We start from the raw sequence: 20,643 nt of genomic DNA, 5'->3' as shown, positions 1-20,643 counted from the left end.
GAGTGAGTGAATTGAGAGGAACGTTGATTTGCGAGCTGAGCTGAGTGAATTGAGAGGGACGTTGATTTGCGAACTGAGCGAGTGAACGAGAGGAACGTTGATTAGCGAACTGAGCTGAGGTACGTTGGGTGGAAACATTGAGTAGTGACTCCGCGAGTGGAATTAACGGACTCAGGCGTCGTTATCTGAGGAAAATCGTCTTTTTTGGAGTGCTATCGGACTCCAATGCAGCTATTGGGTTGAAAATGGCTGAATATGAGTCCATTTATGAAGGATAGCGTCTCTGGAGTCCGAAACTGCTGCAAAAGGCCTGGAAATCCACGAATAACGTCTCCTGAGTCCGATAGCTGCGTGAGCGCAGCAGCTCAATGTGGATCACCTAGAACAGATTAGATCACCGCAAAACACAGTAGAGCCAACTCAGTAGAACCGACATAGTAGAACCAACTCAGTAGAGACAACTCAGTAGAACCAACTCAGTAGAACCAACACAGTAGAACCAACTCAGTAGAACCAACATAGTAGAACTAACCCAGCAGAACCAACTCAGTAGAACCAACTCAGTAGAACCAACACAGTAGAACCAACTCAGCAGAACCAACATAGTAGAACCAACTCAGTAGAACCAACTCAGTAGAACCAACATAGTAGAACCAACTCAGTAGAACCAACATAGTATTACCAGCCCAGCAGATCCGAACAGCTCACCGAAGCTCCACTTAGATCCCGAGGATCTTAATAATCGGGCGCTCCCTAACAGCTTCAAACAAGAAACGAGCAAGTCTCCATACTGGAAACTTGCTCGTTGTTATTACTTCGATGGACTACTTGATGCGATTGCTCCAGTAACGATATTCCCTTTAATCAATACACTAAGTCTCAATCAACAACAGAATGATTGAGGATAAGGATAGACAAACGCTGATCAAACACAGCACGGCAACGACTTGCTTCTGGCTAAGGCCTGCGCGGAGCAGGCGGTAATGAGCCTGGGTCGCATCGGCCTGATAAATGGACTTGCCTTGGATAAAGCGTTTGACGACAACAAAAATATTGTCGAAGATCGGAACGCCCAGTGCCAGAATCGGGATGAACAACGACAGAACCGTGGCTTGCTTAAACGCGCCGTCGAGCGCGATTACGGCAAGGATGAAGCCAAGAAAGGTAGCCCCGGCGTCGCCCATAAAGATTTTGGCAGGCGGTTTATTGTAACGAAGATAAGCAATGGTAACGCCGACTAGTGCAATCGCCATAACCGCAGAAGAGGATTGCCCCTTAGCTAACGCAACAATAAATAGGGTTACGGCGGAAATGGCAGTTAAGGCGCCAGCCAAACCATCCATACCATCCGAGAAGTTAATGACAGTTGTTACACCGAAGATCCAAATAATCGTCAACAGAAACGATAATACAACAGGGAGGACGATATAATCTCCAGAGAAGGGGTTGTAGAATCCAGTAAATGCATTGCCTGAAAGGTATACAAGAACAGCTGCACTAACCTGAACAATCATTTTAGGTAGCGCTGGGAAATCTTTGCCCTTTGTTTTGTACCAGTCATCGATGGTGCCTATGGTCAGCAGCAGCACGCCACCTGCAAATAGTGCAATTGTCTCCATGGAGAATTCACGGGCAAATGCCAGATAAGTGATGAAGAATCCGATGAATATGGCATAGCTGGCGGTAAGCGGTATAGGTTCTCTATGAATTTTACGCTCGACATCTTTACGAGGCTTGTCCACAAAATCAAGTCGGAAGGCCAGTCTGCCAAGCGGCGGAATTAGAAAGTAGACGATTGAAAAAGATACTAGGAACGATAAAACGTATAAAATGACGCTCACCACCGTTTTCTTTTTAAAATAACACAATTCGCTTAAAACTACCTTAAAAAAGTAAATTTTTGTCGTCTGACCGATAAGTTGACTTGATTGCATCGCTGTAGTACCTTTTTGAGAAAAGAGCTTTGGGGGAAATTATGAAATACGCTGTTATTTTATTTGATGCCGACGATACATTATTCGATTACGGAATGGCAGAAAGCCACGCGCTAACTAACGCATTTCTACACTTTGGGATGCCCACAGGCGCTGAGGATTATGCTCTCAGTTATCAGGAGATAAACGATGCGCTGTGGCGGGATTTAGAGCAAGGAAAGATTAGCTCGGCGGCATTACGTGTGGAACGGTTTAATCGGTTGTTTGCTGCGAATGCGCTGGAGCTAGATCCTGAGGCTTTTAGTGAAGCGTATTTACGTTTCTTAGGCGAAGGAACCTTTCTGATTCAGGGAGCGATTGAGCTATGCGGGGAGCTTGCGGGCTGCCGACTGGCCATCATCACGAACGGAATTAAGGAAGTGCAGACTTCCAGAATCCAAGGTTCACCGCTGTGTGATACGTTTGAGCAGATCATTATCTCAGAGGAGGCTGGCTGTCAGAAGCCGGAGATTGGGATTTTTGATTATGCTTTTGCTAAATTGGGGATTACGGATAAGGAAAAAGTACTGATTGTCGGAGACTCCTTAACTTCTGATATTCAAGGCGGCATTAATTATGGGATCGATACCTGTTGGTTCAACCCACTGGGTAAAGAGAACATATCGGGTGTTCAGCCGAAGTATGAAATTCGAAGCCTATCGGAGCTATTAGACATTGTAGGGAAGACAGCTAATCTTTAATAAAAATAAGGTGTGAGCGCATAAGCGACTCACACCTTTTATTAAGTGAGCTGTAGAATCTTACTGCCGAGTATCTAGCGGCTTAAGATAAGCTTCGATTTGCTCGCGCTTCGATTCCAGAAATGGCGGTAGTGCAAGGGATTCGCCTAGGCTTTCTAGGGGTTCATCGGTAGCGAATCCGGGTCCATCAGTAGCCAGTTCAAAAAGAATACCGTTAGGCTCGCGGAAATAAAGTGAGCGGAAGTAGAAACGATCCACGAATCCGGAGTTAGGAAGCTGAGCTGTGCGTATATGCTCGACCCATTGCTTCAACTCCTCCTCGTTATCCACGCGGAATGCGACGTGATGCACACCGCCTCGTCCCAAATGCTCCTGCGTTAGATCATTGCGTTCCTCCAAGTGAACCTCTGTGCCAGATCCGCCTTCTCCGGTTTCGAATACAATTACATCCGGCTGGCCTGCTACTGTTGAAGGATATGTGCCTTTGCGGCGGAAGCCAAGCAATTGCTCCAGCACAACCGCCGTATGCTCTGCACTTTCAACTGTAAGGTGTGCGGGACCTAAGCCAACAATCCCATACTCAGCAGGTACCGGGCTTTTCGCCCAAGGAATGCCGCCAGCAACACCATTATCGTTCTCGTCGGATACGAGATAGAAACGTTGACCTTCATGATCGCGGAAGGACAAGGTCTGGCGGTCCCCTAGTGTTTGAATCGTCCCATGTTCCACGTTAAGTTCGGTGAAGCGCTGCTCCCAGTAGGTAAGTGCGGCATCGTTTGGCACTCGAAGCGAAAGAGCTGAGATACTGTTATTACCTTCACGGTTACGGCCCGTCAACGGAAGTTCGAAGAATGTTAACTCGGTACCGGGATTGCCCTTCTCATCTCCATAGAATAAATGATACACTGAAATATCATCCTGGTTTACTGTCTTTTTAATGAGACGCAGTCCAAGTACTTCTGTATAGAACTTGAAGTTTTCCTGTGCTATGCCTGTAATAGCTGATACGTGGTGAAGTCCTTTTAATGTTAAACTCATGGTAATTACCTCCGTGTAAATGTTTATTATGAGCAAGTTATATTGTTATCGATAGAAATTAAGTGAGTATTATTGAGTTACTATAATTTTAATAGTAAAGTGTGGTTTTTGCAAGTAGAGATTTATGACTCATTTAATCTAATCCATTCATAAGGAGAGCATATGATGCATACAACGACTAGCTTGATGAAACAATTGCAGGAACTGAAGCTTGATCCACGAGGGACCATTCTAGTGCACTCCTCATTAAAAAGCATTGGGGAAGTAGATGGGGGCGCGAACACAGTGCTGGATGTACTGAGTGAATATATGAAGGACGGGCTGCTCGTATTGCCAACTCATACATGGGCTTTTATTAATGCGGACAATCCACGGTTCTCTGTTAAAGATTCCCCATCTTGTGTCGGTATATTACCGGAGCTGTTCCGTAAACGTTCAGGGGTTATTCGCTCTTGGCATCCGACGCATTCTGTAGCGGCTTTAGGCGCAGACGCTGAGGAGTTTACTTCTGGGGATGAACGCTGGGATACGCCGTGCGCACGTGGTTCAGTATGGGGTAAGCTGCTTGATCGGAAGGCGGAAATTGTACTGCTGGGTGTCGATCTCCGGCGAAATACGTTCATTCATGGTATTGAAGAGTGGGTCGATATTCCAGGCAGAATGACGGATAGCCATGAGGAGCTATATACGGTGACACCAGATGGAGATGAAATCATGGTGCCTTCTCGCAGACACTGCGGCCTCTCATGGTCGGAGCATTTCTGGAAGGTGGAGCGTGAGCTTGAAGAAGGCGGTGCTATGCGTAAGGGGAATTTTGGAGATGCGCTGGTTAGGGTGTGCGGGACGGTGGAGACTACGAGAATTCTAAGTCAGATGCTGAAAGAGAATCCGGATCTTTTCTCTGATAATGAACCGCTGCATGGTGAAAATAAGCCGGTGCCACTTCCAAAAACGAGACGGGAACAGCCTTATAGAAGCTAATTGATTTACGATAAATCATTTTTCAAACTGCATAATCTGGAAGCCGCTATCAATGTATGGTATATTAATCTCACTAAAACATAGTAAGGAGATTGGAAATGGAAAAAACTTTGGTTTTTGGACACAAAAATCCGGATACGGATACCATTTGTTCTGCAATTGCTTATGCTGCACTCAAAAAGGAATTAGGCTGGGATGCTGAAGCCGTTCGTCTGGGTGACGTTAGTGGTGAAACGCAATTTGCGCTTGATCATTTCGGAGTAGCAGCTCCTCGTCTGGTAGAGAACCTAGCTGGTGAAGCAACTCAGGTTATTCTTGTTGACCATAACGAACGCCAACAAAGTGCGAATGACATTGATCAAGTGCGTGTGGTTGAAGTTATCGACCATCACCGGATTGCTAACTTTGAGACTGCTCATCCGTTGTACTATCGTGCTGAGCCAGTTGGTTGTACAGCTACTATTCTTAACAAGTTGTATAAAGAAAACGGAGTTGCTATCCCTAAAGAAATCGCCGGATTGATGCTGTCTGCGATCATTTCCGATTCCTTGCTGTTTAAATCACCAACATGTACAGCAGAAGATGTAGCTGCAGCACGCGAGCTTGCTGAAATTGCTGGTGTAGATGCAGAAATCTACGGTCTCGACATGCTGAAAGCTGGCGCTGATCTTAGCGACAAGAGTATCGCTCAACTGATCTCCTTGGATGCTAAGGAATTCAAAATGGGTGCATACAAAGTGGAAATCGCCCAAGTAAACGCAGTGGATGTTAATGATGTTCTCTCCAAACAAGCTGAACTTGAAACAGCACTTACTTCCATTATTGTTGAAAAAGAATTGGATCTGTTCCTGTTCGTAGTTACAGATATCCTCAATAACGATTCTGTAGGTCTGGCTCTGGGCCGTATTGCAGGTGCAGTAGAACAGGCGTACAATGTGAAGCTTGATGACAATAAAGCACTTCTCAGAGGTGTGGTATCCCGCAAATCGCAAATCGTACCGGTTCTTACAGAGACAATTGCTAAGCTGTAAGGCATTTTGATAATTCCTCTCTATTCTGCGCAAGAGATTTCAGCTTGTGGAGGAACAGATAGCTTTAATAAAAAAACTCGGCAGTCCCTCCGGATCACTTTCCGGATTGGGGCTGCCGAGTTTTTATTATTATTGTACCTTTTGCGGCTCTGGGTAAGTGACGCCCAGTGTGTCGACGGTTACTTTTTTCATCACTGGTGGCTCTTCCGGACGATCTGAACTGTCTGTTTTCAAGCCAACAATAGATTTAACCACTTCCATGCCCTCGGTAACTTTACCAAAAGCGGCATAGCTTCCATCTAGACTAGGATATGCTGCATCCATGATAAAGAACTGGGAACCAGCAGAATCTGGAGCCTGCGATCTTGCCATGGACAGAACACCTTCCGTATGCAGCAGGTTATTGGTGAACCCGTTTCCGGAGAATTCTCCAGCGATACTATATCCTGGGCCACCCATACCTGTACCATCAGGGTCACCACCTTGAATCATGAAATCAGGGATAACTCTATGGAATATGGTCCCGTCATAAAATCCTTTTTGAATCAGTGAGATGAAATTGTTCACAGTATTAGGGGCAACTTCGGGATAAAGCTCGGCTTTGATGATGCCACCGTTATCCATCTCAATGGTCACTACGGGATGGCTTGCTGTAGCTGAAGGAAGTCCTTCGCTAGGGGCAACGCTTTCCCCAGGATTTGTCTTATTGCTTGCGTTATTTCCCGCTGCTCCACTGCTGCTTCCATTAGTATCGCTGGTATTGTTATTGGCAGGTTTATTACCGCAACCAGCTGCAATAACCATCACCAAACATAACATGACCATTAGGATAGCAGATCTTGCTCGTGTAGACTTCACTAATCAATCTCTCCTTTTTCTTGAATAATCTCTTAGGTACTTCTCATAATAACCTCTTTGTCCCATTACATGCAAAGGTCAGTTGTGACGTGTGGGATTGGCACATTTTCAAAAGAGGTTTACAATAGTAGGAATGTTTCCGAGAGAACATCAAGAAAGGATGTGTACATATGCTCTTTTCATGGAAACGGAACTTGATCGTACTTTGGATAGGGGTCTTTTTTTGCAGTACGGCGTATTCGATCTCAATTCCGTTTCTTTCCATTTTTTTGAGTGACGAACTTGGGGTTACGAATCATTTGGAAATTTGGTCAGGGGTTAGTTTCGGTATAACCTTTTTAGCCAGCGCCTTAATCTCTCCCTATTGGGGTTCACTCGCCGACAAATACGGTCGGAAGCCGATGCTTATTCGCTCTGGCTTTAGTTTGGCAGCCTTATATCTAATTAATTACTTTGTACATGATCCTTATGTCTTTCTGATCGTGCGCGTGCTGCAAGGCTTGCTTGCTGGATTTGTTCCCGCAGCGATTGCCATGGTTGCCACGAACACACCTGAGAATAAGACCGGTTATGCGCTGAGCATTATGTCTACAGCTGGAGCAACGGGAAGTATCATTGGTCCGTTAATCGGCGGCGTAGTAAGTTATTACACAAGCAATCGGGTCGCTTTTCTATTCTCAGCAGGGATTGTGCTCGTTTCGGCGCTTATCGCTACTTTTTTTGCTAAAGAGGAGAACTTTGACCGATCTGCTCCGAGGTCCCATGTAAGCGATGATATCAAGGTAGCGAGAAGTAATCGCGCGTTTATGACTTTGCTATCGCTGGCGGGGATTAGTACCTTTTCTGTTATGATTCTGGAGCCGCTTATTCCGATACATCTGCTGGACATGGGAGTCGCCAAAAGCAGCGCCTCGCTAAGCTCCGGAATTGTATTCTCCGCTGTGGGTATTGCAACTGTGCTGATGGCTCCGCAGTGGGGGAGAATCGGAACCCGAAAGGGCTTCGGGATGATTTTGTTCATTGGTTTGATCGGTGGAGGGATCGGTAATATTCTGCAGTTCTTTGTTACGGGATATGTGGAGTTCGCCATTCTTCGCTTTGCCTACGGCTTGTTCTATGCAGGTGTACTTCCGTCTGTAAATGCAATGATTGTACAAGTGATTGAACCGGGATTTCGTGGCCGTGCTTTTGGTCTCAACCAAGCGGCTTCTCAACTCGCGACAATGGCTGGACCTATTATAGGGGGCTTACTTGGGGCGTTTATCCAGATACGCTGGGTTTTTGTGATCAATGGGGTGATGCTGCTAGTAGCAGCCGTATTGGTTAAGACTCGGAAGCTGGATGCTCAAATCGCAGCAGCTCGTCCAGCGGAATAGCTGGTAGTACTGTTCTGAAAAACACATAAAGCCGCCGGTTACTAAGCCCGGCGGCTTTATACATTGTATAACTGCCTAATCTCCCTGTGATCCGTTTAAGACGTCCGTTCCAGGCATACCATCCACTGGTGGGGAAGCAGGATCGATTATGGATCCTGGATACACCTCATCCGCGTCTGGAATGTCTTCCAGTGGCTGCTCCTCTTCTTCCATCTCTAGTAGCTCCTCGTCTTCAGCGTAATCCACGTAATCCATATCGCTGCTAGTTAGTCCTGCCGTTTCAGCAGCCTGAAATGCATCGGACTCCAGGAGGTCATTTCTTTCGAGGGTTTCCTCAGGTAGGTTTAAACCAATATCCGCCGCCAAATATTTATCACCAACTAACACAGGGTCTGCGTCTTCGTTGACAATATCCTCTACATCAATATCGGCTTGTATATAACGCTCATATGCAAAGTCGGCTTCAGTTTTATTAGGTCTATCTTCCATAGCCGTTCACTCCCTCAGTAGGATAAGATTTGAACTTCTCATATGTATCTTTACCCGAAACCCTATGTTCGAATCGTCTTAAAAATAATCAGGAAGTAAAAGCTGATAAATAACGTCTTTTTTCGAGAAGATTTACAAGAATAGGCAGGAATAGTGCGAAGGTTGTCGAAATTAAGAATCATATATGATCGATTAAACAACTAATGAATTACTGAGGTGCTACGATGAAGTTGCCCATACCAAAGATAGCGGCTACTTTGCTATTATTTCTATTGCTGACTGCAATAGTGCCTTACGGTGCGGCGTTAGTGAGTGCTGGATCATCAGACTCTGCGCTGCCAAGTTGGGAGATTAGATTTGGAAGTGCAGAAGCAGAGACTGTCGAAGAGGCTGTAGCAGCTTCAGAAGATGAATGGATTCGCGTAACGCCTCGTGATAACAAACCAGAGACTCCAAGAGGAACATCCGCAGCGTGGCTCCGGTTTTCTTTGCCGCAAATTAGTGAGAAATCAGCATTATTCATTGATGAAATATATGGGAATAACATCAAGGCTTATCTGAATAACGCATTAGTATACGATTCAGAGAATAAATACAATTTCAATGGCAGCAAAATTCTTATTCCTCTATCTAAAGAAGATGGAGGGCAACAACTATACATATGGACTCAGGGAGGAAGCAAGGACCTAGGGATCGAAGGCGAAATAAGAGTAGATCGCTACAGTGAGCTGTTGCCCATTTATGCGAAACAGGGCTTAATCGATATCATCATTGGGATGACGCTTATCTTTATAGCTATTGTGCTGTTGATCTGCTCATTATTCTTGAAAAAAGGTTTTTTTACGGACGGATTTTTACTAGTATTAATTCTTTTATCCATTGGAATCATAGTGGTTACGTATTCTTCGTTCTTGTCGATCATCCTCGGAAATTATGGAAAAACCGTGCTTATTTTCTTTGATTTAGCTTTGTATACCTTATTGCCATCCTTAACGTTTTATTTTGAGAAAATATTCGGTCCAGGAAAAAAACAAATCGTCAACCGGTTTCGTAAGTTTCAGATGGTTTATTCTATATTCTGTCTTTCACTAATGGTTATTAATATTCTTCTGTCGTATCAGCTGGAAGACTTTTATAGATTCATGACCACTAACGTTCTAGGCATCATTATGATTGTGCAATTTATATTATTGGTAAGCTTAGCCTTTATTCATACCTATCGCGGAAATGCGGATGCTGTTGTTTTTACTACAGGGTTCTCGACATTTGCGTTCATATCACTTGGCGAATTGGTCATGTACTACATATCCGGAGAATCCTATCGATTATATTGGTGGAAGTGGGGGATGATGGTATTCGTATTATCCTTAATCGTCATTCTGGGGAGAAGGTTTACGAGAAATCATGAACAGCTAGTTGAATATTCTCGGAAGCTTGAGACGTTTAATAATGAATTGCAGCGCTCCGAGAAGATGGAGATTATTAGTGAATTAGCGGCTTCTGTGGCGCATGAGGTACGGAACCCATTACAGGTAACCCGTGGTTTCCTTCAGATCTTAGGAGAACGGTCAGATCATAAGGATAGAGAATATATGAAGATGGCAATTGCAGAACTGGATAGAGCTACGGTTATTATCTCAGACTTCCTTACATTTGCTAAGCCGGGGCTAGAAACCATTGAGAGACTTGATGTATCCGAAGAGTTACGTCATGTGTCTGGTATTCTCTCTCCGCTGGCGAATTTACAGGGGGGAGTCATTGAACTCAACCTGCAGTCAGGACTTTGCGTGATTGGATCATCTGCCAAATTCAAACAGGCCTTTATTAATATTATAAAAAATAGCATCGAAGCTTTACAGGAAAATGGACTTATTAGAGTTACAGCCTGGCAATCCCAAGCCCATATCATGATTAGTGTACGTGATAATGGTGAAGGAATGGATGGTAGTGAACTGGCCCGATTGGGTGAACCTTATTACTCCAACAAAATAAAGGGAACCGGGCTTGGACTTATGGTAACCTTTCGAATTATTGAAGCGATGGAAGGAACAACTGAGTTTCAGAGTGAGAAGGGAGAAGGAACAGAGTTTATTGTCAAATTACCAAAAGTTTGAAAAAATTAGGAGAACTTTATGATTATTCCGTTTTTTAGAAGGAAAGGGGAGTGTATTGAGCGAAGTAATACACACAGAATATTGTTTCTGAAATTTCCTTCTGAGGTGCCTATATGCGTTTGATGGTTAGAACACTCCACATAGCAATAACTCTTTCTCTCCTCCTGATCGGCTATGGCTCTATTATTGTATCGGCGGCGAACCAAACCCCATCTCAAGAAATTACAAAGTGGCAAATGAAATGGGGGGCTGAAACAGGAAATAAAGAGATTCCGTGGAGTGAAGGCCAGCAAAGCTGGATAAACGTAGATTCAATGAATGGACTTCCAGAATTACCTTCAGATGTATCCGCAGCTTGGACCCGAATTTCCTTACCCAATTTTAAATATGTGTCTCCTTCGGTTTATATCGATACTTTATATGCTCTTCATGTGAAGGTATATGTGGAAGATCGTTTGATCTTTGAGGAGGATCGTAAATATATTAAGGATAACTATTCTTTGCTATTGCCTTTGAGTAAAGAAGATAACGGGAAAACATTATATATCTGGACAGCAACAATGCAAGACAGAATCGGAATTAAAGACAGTGTAGTGATCGGTGAACACAGTCAACTAATCAATGATTATATTGGGAATGGACTAAGCGATGTGATTTTGGGCTGCGCTTTTTTTCTGGTGGCTATCGTTCTATTTATAAGTGCTCTTTACATTAACAAAGATTATTTCTCCAGTGTCGCTTCACTAGCAGTGGTTATAGCGTCTACCGGAATCCTCTCTATAACCTACTCCCCCTTCATTTATACCTTTTACAATAAATTAGGGCCGATCAGTATTGTATGCTTGGACTTAGCTCTTTTCTCACTTTTACCAGCGCTCACTTTTTTGTTTGAAAAATTATTCGGCAGTGGTAAGTTCGGCATCATTCGAAAGTTTCGTCAATTTCAAGTGCTTTACTCCTCCTTTTGTTTGTTATGTCTTTTTATCAATCTCCTATCGAATAATCGCTATATTGAGTTCTATTATTTCGTTTCTACCACCATTATAGGGGTCGTCTTCATCCTCCAATTCATCTTGTTAATCGCATGTGTGATTATGTTCTCTCTCAAAGGAAATAAAGATGCTATTGTTTTTGCCATTGGATTTGGAGTCGCTGCGTTTACTGTAGTTGCAGAGCTATTATGGTATTACATTCACAAAGGAAACTATGATTTATTCTTGTGGAAGTGGGGTCTAGTTGCTTTCATTATTTCTTTGATCGTAATTCTGGAGCGAAGATTGGCCTATAGCCATCAACAGGTTCTTAATTATTCTAGAGAATTAGAGCGTTTCAACAATGAATTGGAGCGTTCGGAAAAAATGGAGATCATTAGCGAGCTTGCTGCATCCGTAGCCCATGAAGTACGGAACCCCCTACAGGTAACTCGAGGCTTCCTTCAGCTGCTTAGTGAGAAATCCGTCAGTGAAGAGCAAATTTACATGTCAATGGCCCTTAGCGAACTAGATCGCGCATCTAATATTATTACCGATTTCTTGACGTTTGCTAAACCGGAATTTGAGACGGTATCTAGTCTGAATTTATATGATGAATTCAAGCATATTGAGAGTATTATGCAGCCCCTCTGTCACATAAATGGAGGAAAAATGATTCTGGATGTATCCGGCCAATTATGGGTGAAAGGAAATTCCTCGAAGTTTAAGCAGGCGTTCATCAATATTATCAAGAACAGCATTGAGTCGTTCAATGAGGAAGGCTTCATTTATATGTCGGTATATGGTGAAGATGATAAAGTGATTATTCACATCAAAGATAACGGGGAAGGTATGGACGCAGATGTTCTGCATCGATTAGGGGAACCGTATTTCACCAAGAAAAATAAAGGAACAGGATTAGGCTTAATGGTCACCTTCCGCATCATTGAGTCCATGCAAGGTGAAGTGAGATTTACAAGCAAAAAAGGAGTAGGAACCGAATCCATTACCATACTGCCATTGGCAGAAGCTCCGGATGATTCCTACTCCCTATGAGGTTAATCTTGCTGTCTTACCAAGAACCGCGTGGTGCTGCGGTTGCTTTCAATACATCTGATGATGGACTTGGTGGGATTACAAGATAGAATTCATTTGAACCTTCTTCAACGGCTTTCAAGGTAACGCTGTCGGGAATGATTACGCCCAGCGCTTCTTGGAGAGCTGCTTTTGGATCTGCGAGTAGTCTTTGCTTAAAACTTGGATCTTCCCATGCCTTTTGAATGACTTGATTTCTAAGAACTGCTTCTGACATAATAATCACCCTTTCGAAATGTATATATTTACCTTAAATAATATAACATAGCAATTGTGCTAATACTATTCTTTTTTCTACAAAATAATAGAATTATTGTATATTTTTTGACAAATAATAAAATAAGCCTCCGCCTTGTAAAAGCTCCTTCTCTGAATCGATGGAATCGGAGATCTGTTGTAAGTTAGTCACCAGCATGGAGTGGAACGTAATGAGATGAGGTACATCTATGCTGGAAGCCATCACTTTGTGATGCGTATCCTGCGCTAATTCGGCATAGGTATGTAGTCCGTTCGCTGTGAACAGGAAGAATTCGACTTCTTTCGAAGTGAGTATGGCTTCTCTATCATTTAATAGATAGCTTCGTGTGAGTGAGAGTAAACAATTATAACTGCCTTCTGCTAAATCTTCTTTCCAGTCTTCATAGTCGTCAAGCATTTGTAGTGTAAGGAGGACAGCGTCGATCATTTCCTCAGATTGCGGCACAAGAGAATCCTTACCAGTTAATAGAAGGGCAGCGGTGCTTGATAGTTTGAGTGGACTGGCTTTATAAGAGATTTTGACCCGATCGTTAAGAAAATAGTCGCTAGTGGTTTCATTACTAACACTGTCTGCCCATTGAGTAATATAACGATTAAAGGAAGTCCAGAAAGAGGAGTCATTCGGAAACAAAAGCCTGTATATATTTAAAAATTCAACATAGAGTAGGTTCGCCAAAGGTAGTCTTTCGTATGCAGAGGATTCTTTGCTATCCATCAGGTCATCCTGTATGAAGAAATATAGCATGAAGAAGACATTGCCCATCGACATTTGACGGGTTATTTCTGCGGAGAGTCCACAGCCTTTCTGAAGCCAAAAGGGTAATAGATAACATATGTAATTTTTGTGGCTTTCCGCATTGAATACGTTAAAATGTTCAAGATAGGACAAGCCTTGTGAATTTAGAGGCTCTGGAAACTCGGAGATGATCTTTCTGCTCTCTTGGAATACTAGTCGGAGTTCTTCTTCGTAATCATTTAGCCAATCCATTGCATCCCTCCTACAATAAAATTGCAAAAAAATGGTTCTTTCGCCCTGATTATATCCTTCTCTTTATTCCATTACAACTAAAATTTAGGAGGTTTTAAGACGTATGGAGTGCTATACATTTGGTCAAATGCTTATGGCTATTCGAATGGGGCAAAAGGCGGAGACACCAGACGGCCGAATTGTGATGCGTACCTCTGCAGGACTGATTTGGACAAATGGGATATTGAATGGAAAAATAGTAGAAATCAAAGATTATTTGTTCTCTGATCTGTGGCAAATCTATGAGGATGAGGAAAGCTTAAAAGAGGCAATTGGCAGAGAAAAGCATGAAAAACGGGAGCGGGAGATGCTTGAGAATCAATATGAAGAGCTGCGCTTAGCGAGCCGGAAACGCTAATTCAACGTTCGACTCGCCAATTCAGCTAGGATGAGGAAATTACTTCGATTTCAATGCTTCGTATTGGCCTTTTAGACGAAGAAGTCTCCAAATACTTTGATCTAAGCCGCCGAGTCGGTTGCGCTCGGTCCACAATAGACGATATTGATGAAGAAGAACATTCAAATCATTGATTTGCTCCGTAATTAGATTAGGGTTCATCGAATCTGGCGCGGATGCCAGCTGCAGTTTAATTCTGCCAAGCTGCACAGCGTGCTTCACAAAATGGATTCCGTTACCCAGCTCCTTTAGAACAAGATCAGCATCATCACATTGAAGATCAAGTCCTGAGAGACGTGCCTCGATAGAGAGCATGTACTCTTCGAGATTGTTGAAATGCTCTTCGGTAAGTTTTTCTACAATTAACAAATTGTCGAGATTGGTGCGAAGAAGCAGGGACATTTCCGTATCATTTGAACGAATAATCTCGGATTCAAGCTGATAGTAATTGCCGAGATCAAGGAGCAATTGGCCAATACCCTCAGAGCGATCCGCGAAAACGAATGTATTCAAATACTTTGAAGTGTCCACGGTTAGATTGTTATCTACATTCCAGGAAATTGCAGCACCGTATACATATCCAGTATAGCTGATTGGGAGATGCTGCCAGTGTCCGTGATCACCCCAATCTGTAATGAGATAGCCAATGGCGCCATTATTCTTGCCATGAATAGCTGCGCTACGCAGATTGGCAAACATATTGTCGCTACGCCCTGTAATGGAGTTCCATGAGCTGGTGCCTGGACAGACATAGAAAGGAATACCTGCTTCACGGAATTTGAGGGTATCCGACTCGAAAGGATGTCCCGCACTGTAACCCCATTCCATAGCAATAATATCTTTAGGCAGGTGAGGGATTAGTTCGGGATGTTGGATAATAATATCGCCCCAGAATTGCATCGTTTTGCCGCGTTTCGAAACGAGCTCATAAATCTTCTGAAGGAAAGATAAATAGATCTGACCTTTGCCTTGTGATTCAGCTAGCGCTTTACTTTTACCAAGACCAAGCTCATACGTCTCATCACAGCCTACATTAAACTGATTAGAGGTAAAGTAAGGTAGCAGATCGTCGAACATTTTTTCTAATAGAGGGAGCACGGCAGGATCTTCGGTATCAAAAGTACCTGGATGCATGAATAGTCCTTCTGGATATACATCTCCCATATACAATTCCTTCGGAAGCATAAAGCCCTCTGGAATTTCGGCCAAGGCGTTGAATTCAGGACGGGAAAGCCAGCCTTCCATATGTCCAAAGCTATTCTGGTTAGGAACAAGCTCAATATACCGCGCCTTGCAGTAGGCATCTAGAAGCAAGATTTCCTCTCCAGTGATCGGAGTCTCAAGCTCCCACACTTGAGGGAAAGATTCATACGCGAACGGGGCACCTTCTATATATAGCTGAACCTGGTTCATCTTCAGATCGGCCATAAGGTCAATGATTCGGTATAAGGTTTCTTGCTTCGGAATTTTATTGCGGCTGATATCTATAGTTATACCTCTGGCTCCAAAATCAGGCTCATCGCGAATATGCAGATTAGGAATAGATTTGCCGCTTTGTTCTATGATTTGTTTCAGGGTCGCTACTGCGTAGAAGGCTCCGACAGGTGAGCTATAGGAGACAACGATACCACTCTGATCAACAACAATCTCGTATGCCTGCTCAGATAATAATGGCACATAGCTAAAGATACAAGCGGATACAACCGTTGGACGTGTGCCAATGGATAAAGTCAGATGAAGATTTAATGCTTGTTTAATCACAGCTTGCAGCTTTTGTGCAGCAGGCATTGCACATTGTTCTCCCGTACTAGGAAGCACGATGCTTCCGCTTGTTGGGAAACGGAATGAGCCTTGTGATAATGTGATTTCACGCGGATTAGGTAGAAGCAGTAGTGTAGAATGATTAAGCATAGCGTGGACACCTCTTATTCATGTAGAATATGATCATCTTCACAATAACCATATCACTACTAAACAAGGGGAGGAATATCTATAATGTCCAAGCACATGGATTATATGATCAGTCCATATCCAATACGAATTATTGATCCGAAGATTGAATCCTCCAAGCTGAAGCTCAAAAATATAAGAGTAGGACAAGCTGGTCATTTGCCAGGAAGAACGTTATTCCGTTCGGGTGTAGTCTTTGAACACTGGGCAATTGTTTACATAGTATCAGGCGGTGGCACCTATATGGAGACTTCGGGGAAGGAACAGCAGGTGCGTGAAGGAAGCTTATTCTTTTTTCGCCCAGGTTACAGTTACAATTTCGGACCTCCACCCGGAGGGAGCTGGGATGAGTATTATATTAACTATAATGGGACACGTGTATCTGAATGGCTGGAATCGGGTTTAATCGTAGGTGGAACTGTGTTTCAAGCGAATTCGATCATGGGTCTTTCGACCTTATTTGAAGAAGTGCTGAAACGGATGGAGAGCGGAGAACCTGCAGATGCGGATCGGGCAGCATTACTCGTTGAAAGAATGCTACTGGAGTGTTCATTTATAATAGAAGAAAAAAGTTGGAATGCTCAGGCAGATTATATGCGTCAGATTCGGGAGAACCTGAATTTATGCATTTATGGTGAAATGGACCTAGAGCAAATTGCGGCTAAACATCATATTTCGATGTCTACACTTCGTCGTCTTGTTCGTCGTAGTAGCGGGTATCCGCTTCATGAATATATTCACCGTCTTAAAATGGCAGAGGCCAAAAAGCTACTTCTTAACACCTCCTTACAGGTTAAAGAAATATCTGGCATGCTACATTATAATGATCCATTCTATTTTTCTCGTTTGTTTAAAAAATATATGGGGATTGCGCCACAGCTTTGTCGAAGTAACATATAAATCGACATTATTCTACTAGAGTCCCGATGAGAATTGTTTTAATTGTATAATTGTTGTCGTTTTATAAGGTATGTTGAAAATTATGGATTAATATTACATATAAACGCTAGTTCTTATTAACTACAGTGGATAAAATGACAATTTTCAGGAATAAAACCTTCTAAAAAAATAATAAATTTTTTGTAACTATTTTTCAAATGGAAGCGCAAACATGGAGAATGTCAACTTGTTATTGTGATTTTTCTCATGTATGATGCTTTTAACAAGCACAGTACAATCTCACATTTTCCAAAAAAACTGGAGAATAGGGTGGTGGGATAAAAATCAAGCCAACTGCTGAAGACAAACTGATCGTGTTTTACAGATATTTTTCTTTGTCCCTCACATCACTCATGTATCTTCTAGATAAAATGGGGCCTTCCGTCATATACAAATTCCTTGTTATTGCTACACTATTTCTATTTGCACAAACGTTCTCATTTTGTTATCGGAAGCTACAAAGCAGGCCACGGGCGCTCGTCTTGGCTGTTAGTATTGAGATAGTGGGGATTATTGTACTAACTTTATTTACTGGCGGGTACGAAAGCTCTTTTAAGCTCTATGTGCTTAATCCTGTATTGATTGCTGCAGGCTCATTGTCCATTTATTTTGGATGGTCGCTGCTCTTAAGTTACATCAGTATTTTTGCGGTGCTCTGTTATTTTTTTATCAATTCAGCGAACAAAAATTTTCTTGAAATTGTATTTATAAATGGGAATCTGTTTCTAACACTGGTACTTACGGTTATAATAATGCAGATCGTTAATCGGATGAAGCGGCAACGCGAAGAATCGAATGCTCGCATGAAAGAGACGATGGAGCATATCAAATCTCTGTACCATATCGTGGAAACCTCAAGCCAACATGATTTCATGAATATCGGTCAAGTGATCACCGATTATGTTGTTAAGCTAACGAAGCTAGATAAGGCTTTGTTTTGGTTCGCCAAGAAGAGCGGAGAACCAGCTCCGCAGAGCAGGCAGACTGGCTGGCAGCAGGAAGAGGAACAGTTCCTATTCTCAGAACTGGGAAAACATGAGCATGAATGGAGATTGCAGCGAGAGCCTATTTTTAGAAATCTTCCGGGATTAGGAGATTTCCTGCTGATGCCTGTACGGATGAGCACCCGCTTTGTTGGGGTAATTGGACTAAAGCTGGAGTCTACAGAGGGGCTGGAAGGCCGGAGATGGTATACCCAACAATTGATATTCCTATCTGAGCTTAGCGCAAATATTCTTGAACGTCATGAACTCGGTGTAATTGAGAACCGGCTAATCGTCACGAATGAGCAGAACCGGATTGCGGATGAAATGCATGACAGTGTATCACAGAGTCTTTTTGGTATCGTGTATGCTACCCATTCGCTCAAGGAAACATGGAAGAAAATGACGGAGTCCGAGCTGGAGGAGCAAATCGAGCTTATCCATGATTCTGCTACAAAGGTTGCCAAAGAACTGCGGATTACGATCTACAGCCTTAGCTCCAAGAAGAGTGGCGGACCTACATGGCTTGGTATGGTAAGATCGCATTTGCAGAGCTTGTCCAGACTAAATGATGTCGATATTGAACTGAAAATAACGGGCGATGACTTTAGTCTCCCTTATCCTTACCACAAGGCACTTTTTCGGATTATTTCCGAAGCCACTGGGAATGCCATCAGGCATGGCGCTGCTAGCCGAGTAGATGTGGAGTTATCTCTGAAGCCGAATTGGATCCGATTATTGATTTATGACGATGGTGTCGGATTTGATACAGATCTGTTATGGATCGAATCCGAAGATAGTGCAAGTGGGCTTGGCATGAAGAATATGCAATATTTGACGCAGTCGCTAGGTGGCGACTTCCAGCTGTCCAGTAATGAAAGTATGGGAACGAGAATTTTGATCTCCATTCCTGTGGGTGTAGCTGAATTAAAGAATGCATAAACTTTAGAGCGGGAGGTCGTTTCTATGAAAATCGTCATTGTAGATGATCATCCTCTAGTTAGAAGAGGGCTGGCATCTGTCATTTCGATGCAACCGAATGTAAAGTTTGCTGGAGAGGCGACGAATGGCCAAGAAGCGCTTCTTGTGATTGAGGAGACGCAGCCGGACCTCGTACTAATTGATCTTAAGCTGGCGGATGAATCAGGACTCGATGTTATCAAGACAGCACGTGCTCGTGGTATTGTCAGTAAGTTTATTCTATTGACATCATCAGCAAGCAGAGAGGATTTTCTGAAAGCTGAGGAAGTGCTGGTAGACGGGTATGTACTGAAAGAGGCATTGCCGGAGGAGTTACTGTTTGCTATCCAGTTGGTCCACAAAGGGAGAAAGTATTATGATCCTGGTCTGATGGAAGATAAGATGCGAATGAGCGGAAGCAGTCCGACAGATGAATTGACGCCGAAAGAGAAGGAAGTCCTAATCGAACTAGGACAGGGCGCTTGCAACAGAGAAATTGCCTCACGTCTTTTTATTAGTGAATTCACAGTGAAGAAGCATGTTAGCCAGATTTTAGCGAAATTACAGGTGGCAGACCGTACGCAGGCGGCACTTTATGCAAATGCTGTCGGATTGACCAAATATGAAATGTCATTTGAGTAAAAGCACAACATAAAATGGAGTTTATACATAAACACGGACATCCTGTCCGTGTTTTTTTTTGCACTAATAGAAAGCATAAAATTTCGAGACTGTGGAGAAATGGGATACGAATACAAGGGCTGGCCCTATATTCAACGGGTGGTCATGGGGAGCTTTGTTTTTAATTATGCACACCTCTTAGGGATGGACGGACCGAGCGTACGGACAAATGTATACGAAAAATCGAATACAATGTGCCGACGGTAACCTGTAAATAAACCTGCGAAAGTACATTATTAAATGCTAGTCGGATGGCAAACGCAACAAATTCCTACAAATATGCAGTAATTCTTAGTCTAGAAGAAGCCTTCGAGCCATAAGTGTGGATATTGCTGTACCCTTGCAGCATTTGGACCTAACGATGAGGAGAGCTGTATCCTGAGTATTACGAGGGTATCCATGGATACGTACCGGATCGAAGATCGGTTAGGACAGGCCTGAGGTAGAAGAAAGCACCCAAGTAGAATAGAAGGGGACGGATATGGAATGGAAAAGCGAAGCGGTCGCCTTTGAAGTTCTTGTTTCAACCGATAAAAATAATAAAAGAAACAAGAAGTTCAACAGCGATTGGAATCCATATCCGTCCCCCCACCCCTGCTGAAGTGATGGATTTACTCCAGATCTTTAAAAGGACCGAGTCGTAGGTGGGTGTTTTTTTGTGCGTTCAACCTCCATATGGTACTAAAGTGTACCCTCGCCCCCCTCTAAAGAGGTAAATCGCCTTACTCCAAAGTGAACAGGAAAGTAATGATATGACCCATGTGGCGAATGATGTGGATTGATAGAATTAAAGCAACAACTGAAACTTTCATGAATTATTT

At 43.1% G+C, this 20,643-nt stretch carries 18 protein-coding genes; 11 read left to right on the top strand and 7 right to left on the bottom strand.

The features are described 5' to 3' along the window. Positions 1–128 precede the first annotated feature (128 nt). The gene (locus NSS67_RS29790) at positions 129–278 is read left to right on the top strand and encodes a hypothetical protein (RefSeq protein WP_339317389.1); all 150 of its coding nucleotides are present in this window, start codon (positions 129–131) and stop codon (positions 276–278) included. 594 nt (positions 279–872) lie between these two features. On the opposite strand, the gene NSS67_RS29785 is transcribed toward NSS67_RS29790, so the two are convergent. After that, the gene (locus NSS67_RS29785) at positions 873–1,832 is read right to left on the bottom strand and encodes an MraY family glycosyltransferase (RefSeq protein ID WP_339320745.1); all 960 of its coding nucleotides are present in this window, start codon (positions 1,830–1,832) and stop codon (positions 873–875) included. Positions 1,833–1,975: 143 nt separating this feature from the next. Here NSS67_RS29785 and NSS67_RS29780 point away from each other — a divergent pair, with 143 nt between their 5' ends. Beyond that, complete coding sequence (locus tag NSS67_RS29780) at positions 1,976–2,674, top strand: YjjG family noncanonical pyrimidine nucleotidase (RefSeq protein WP_339317387.1); 699 nt, start codon at positions 1,976–1,978, stop codon at positions 2,672–2,674. A gap of 60 nt (positions 2,675–2,734) precedes the next feature. Here NSS67_RS29780 and NSS67_RS29775 read toward each other — a convergent pair whose 3' ends face one another. After that, positions 2,735–3,712, bottom strand: coding sequence for a ring-cleaving dioxygenase (locus NSS67_RS29775; protein ID WP_339317386.1), 978 nt, complete (start codon positions 3,710–3,712; stop codon positions 2,735–2,737). A 165-nt stretch (positions 3,713–3,877) separates the two neighbouring features. Here NSS67_RS29775 and NSS67_RS29770 point away from each other — a divergent pair, with 165 nt between their 5' ends. Then, complete coding sequence (locus NSS67_RS29770) at positions 3,878–4,693, top strand: AAC(3) family N-acetyltransferase (protein ID WP_339320744.1); 816 nt, start codon at positions 3,878–3,880, stop codon at positions 4,691–4,693. A 98-nt stretch (positions 4,694–4,791) separates the two neighbouring features. Continuing rightward, positions 4,792–5,724, top strand: a complete 933-nt coding sequence (locus tag NSS67_RS29765) for a manganese-dependent inorganic pyrophosphatase (RefSeq protein WP_339317385.1) — start codon at positions 4,792–4,794, stop codon at positions 5,722–5,724. A gap of 129 nt (positions 5,725–5,853) precedes the next feature. Here the strand turns inward: NSS67_RS29765 and NSS67_RS29760 are convergent, their stop codons facing one another. After that, positions 5,854–6,549, bottom strand: a complete 696-nt coding sequence (locus NSS67_RS29760) for a peptidylprolyl isomerase (protein WP_339320743.1) — start codon at positions 6,547–6,549, stop codon at positions 5,854–5,856. A 203-nt stretch (positions 6,550–6,752) separates the two neighbouring features. Between NSS67_RS29760 and NSS67_RS29755 the strand changes: the two genes are divergently transcribed. After that, on the top strand, positions 6,753–7,958 hold the full coding sequence (locus tag NSS67_RS29755) for an MFS transporter (RefSeq protein WP_339317384.1): 1,206 nt from the start codon (positions 6,753–6,755) through the stop codon (positions 7,956–7,958). A 75-nt stretch (positions 7,959–8,033) separates the two neighbouring features. On the opposite strand, the gene NSS67_RS29750 is transcribed toward NSS67_RS29755, so the two are convergent. Then, complete coding sequence (locus NSS67_RS29750) at positions 8,034–8,447, bottom strand: hypothetical protein (protein ID WP_339317383.1); 414 nt, start codon at positions 8,445–8,447, stop codon at positions 8,034–8,036. 224 nt (positions 8,448–8,671) lie between these two features. Between NSS67_RS29750 and NSS67_RS29745 the strand changes: the two genes are divergently transcribed. Both NSS67_RS29745 and NSS67_RS29740 read left to right on the top strand, forming a co-directional pair. Then, entirely contained in the window at positions 8,672–10,561 is a 1,890-nt protein-coding gene (locus NSS67_RS29745) for a HAMP domain-containing sensor histidine kinase (protein WP_339317382.1), read from the top strand. 122 nt (positions 10,562–10,683) lie between these two features. Continuing rightward, positions 10,684–12,588, top strand: a complete 1,905-nt coding sequence (locus NSS67_RS29740) for an ATP-binding protein (RefSeq protein WP_339320742.1) — start codon at positions 10,684–10,686, stop codon at positions 12,586–12,588. A gap of 16 nt (positions 12,589–12,604) precedes the next feature. Here the strand turns inward: NSS67_RS29740 and NSS67_RS29735 are convergent, their stop codons facing one another. Beyond that, entirely contained in the window at positions 12,605–12,844 is a 240-nt protein-coding gene (locus tag NSS67_RS29735) for an NHLP leader peptide family RiPP precursor (protein WP_170880314.1), read from the bottom strand. Positions 12,845–12,937: 93 nt separating this feature from the next. Continuing rightward, positions 12,938–13,873 carry a hypothetical protein gene (locus NSS67_RS29730; protein WP_339317381.1) on the bottom strand — a complete coding sequence of 312 codons (936 nt, stop codon included), beginning with the start codon at positions 13,871–13,873 and terminating at the stop codon, positions 12,938–12,940. A 103-nt stretch (positions 13,874–13,976) separates the two neighbouring features. On the opposite strand from NSS67_RS29730, the gene NSS67_RS29725 reads away from it, so the two are divergent. Further along, the gene (locus tag NSS67_RS29725) at positions 13,977–14,270 is read left to right on the top strand and encodes a hypothetical protein (RefSeq protein WP_339317380.1); all 294 of its coding nucleotides are present in this window, start codon (positions 13,977–13,979) and stop codon (positions 14,268–14,270) included. A 39-nt stretch (positions 14,271–14,309) separates the two neighbouring features. Here NSS67_RS29725 and NSS67_RS29720 read toward each other — a convergent pair whose 3' ends face one another. Then, positions 14,310–16,220 (bottom strand): glycoside hydrolase family 20 zincin-like fold domain-containing protein, encoded by a 1,911-nt coding sequence (locus NSS67_RS29720; protein ID WP_339317379.1) that lies wholly within the window; start codon positions 16,218–16,220, stop codon positions 14,310–14,312. Between the two features lie 84 nt (positions 16,221–16,304). On the opposite strand from NSS67_RS29720, the gene NSS67_RS29715 reads away from it, so the two are divergent. The 3 genes from NSS67_RS29715 (at position 16,305) to NSS67_RS29705 (ending at position 19,783) form a co-directional block, all read left to right on the top strand. Continuing rightward, positions 16,305–17,159, top strand: a complete 855-nt coding sequence (locus NSS67_RS29715; RefSeq protein ID WP_339317378.1) for a helix-turn-helix domain-containing protein — start codon at positions 16,305–16,307, stop codon at positions 17,157–17,159. A gap of 521 nt (positions 17,160–17,680) precedes the next feature. Beyond that, the gene (locus tag NSS67_RS29710) at positions 17,681–19,123 is read left to right on the top strand and encodes an ATP-binding protein (RefSeq protein ID WP_339317377.1); all 1,443 of its coding nucleotides are present in this window, start codon (positions 17,681–17,683) and stop codon (positions 19,121–19,123) included. Between the two features lie 24 nt (positions 19,124–19,147). Next, entirely contained in the window at positions 19,148–19,783 is a 636-nt protein-coding gene (locus NSS67_RS29705) for a response regulator transcription factor (RefSeq protein WP_313638146.1), read from the top strand. The last annotated feature ends 860 nt before the right edge of the window (positions 19,784–20,643 follow it).

Source organism: Paenibacillus sp. FSL R10-2734 (assembly GCF_037963865.1).
GTDB lineage: Bacteria > Bacillota > Bacilli > Paenibacillales > Paenibacillaceae > Paenibacillus_AQ.
The sequence above is the reverse complement of the archived record's forward strand: the minus strand, read 5'-3'. Positions and strand labels throughout refer to the sequence as shown.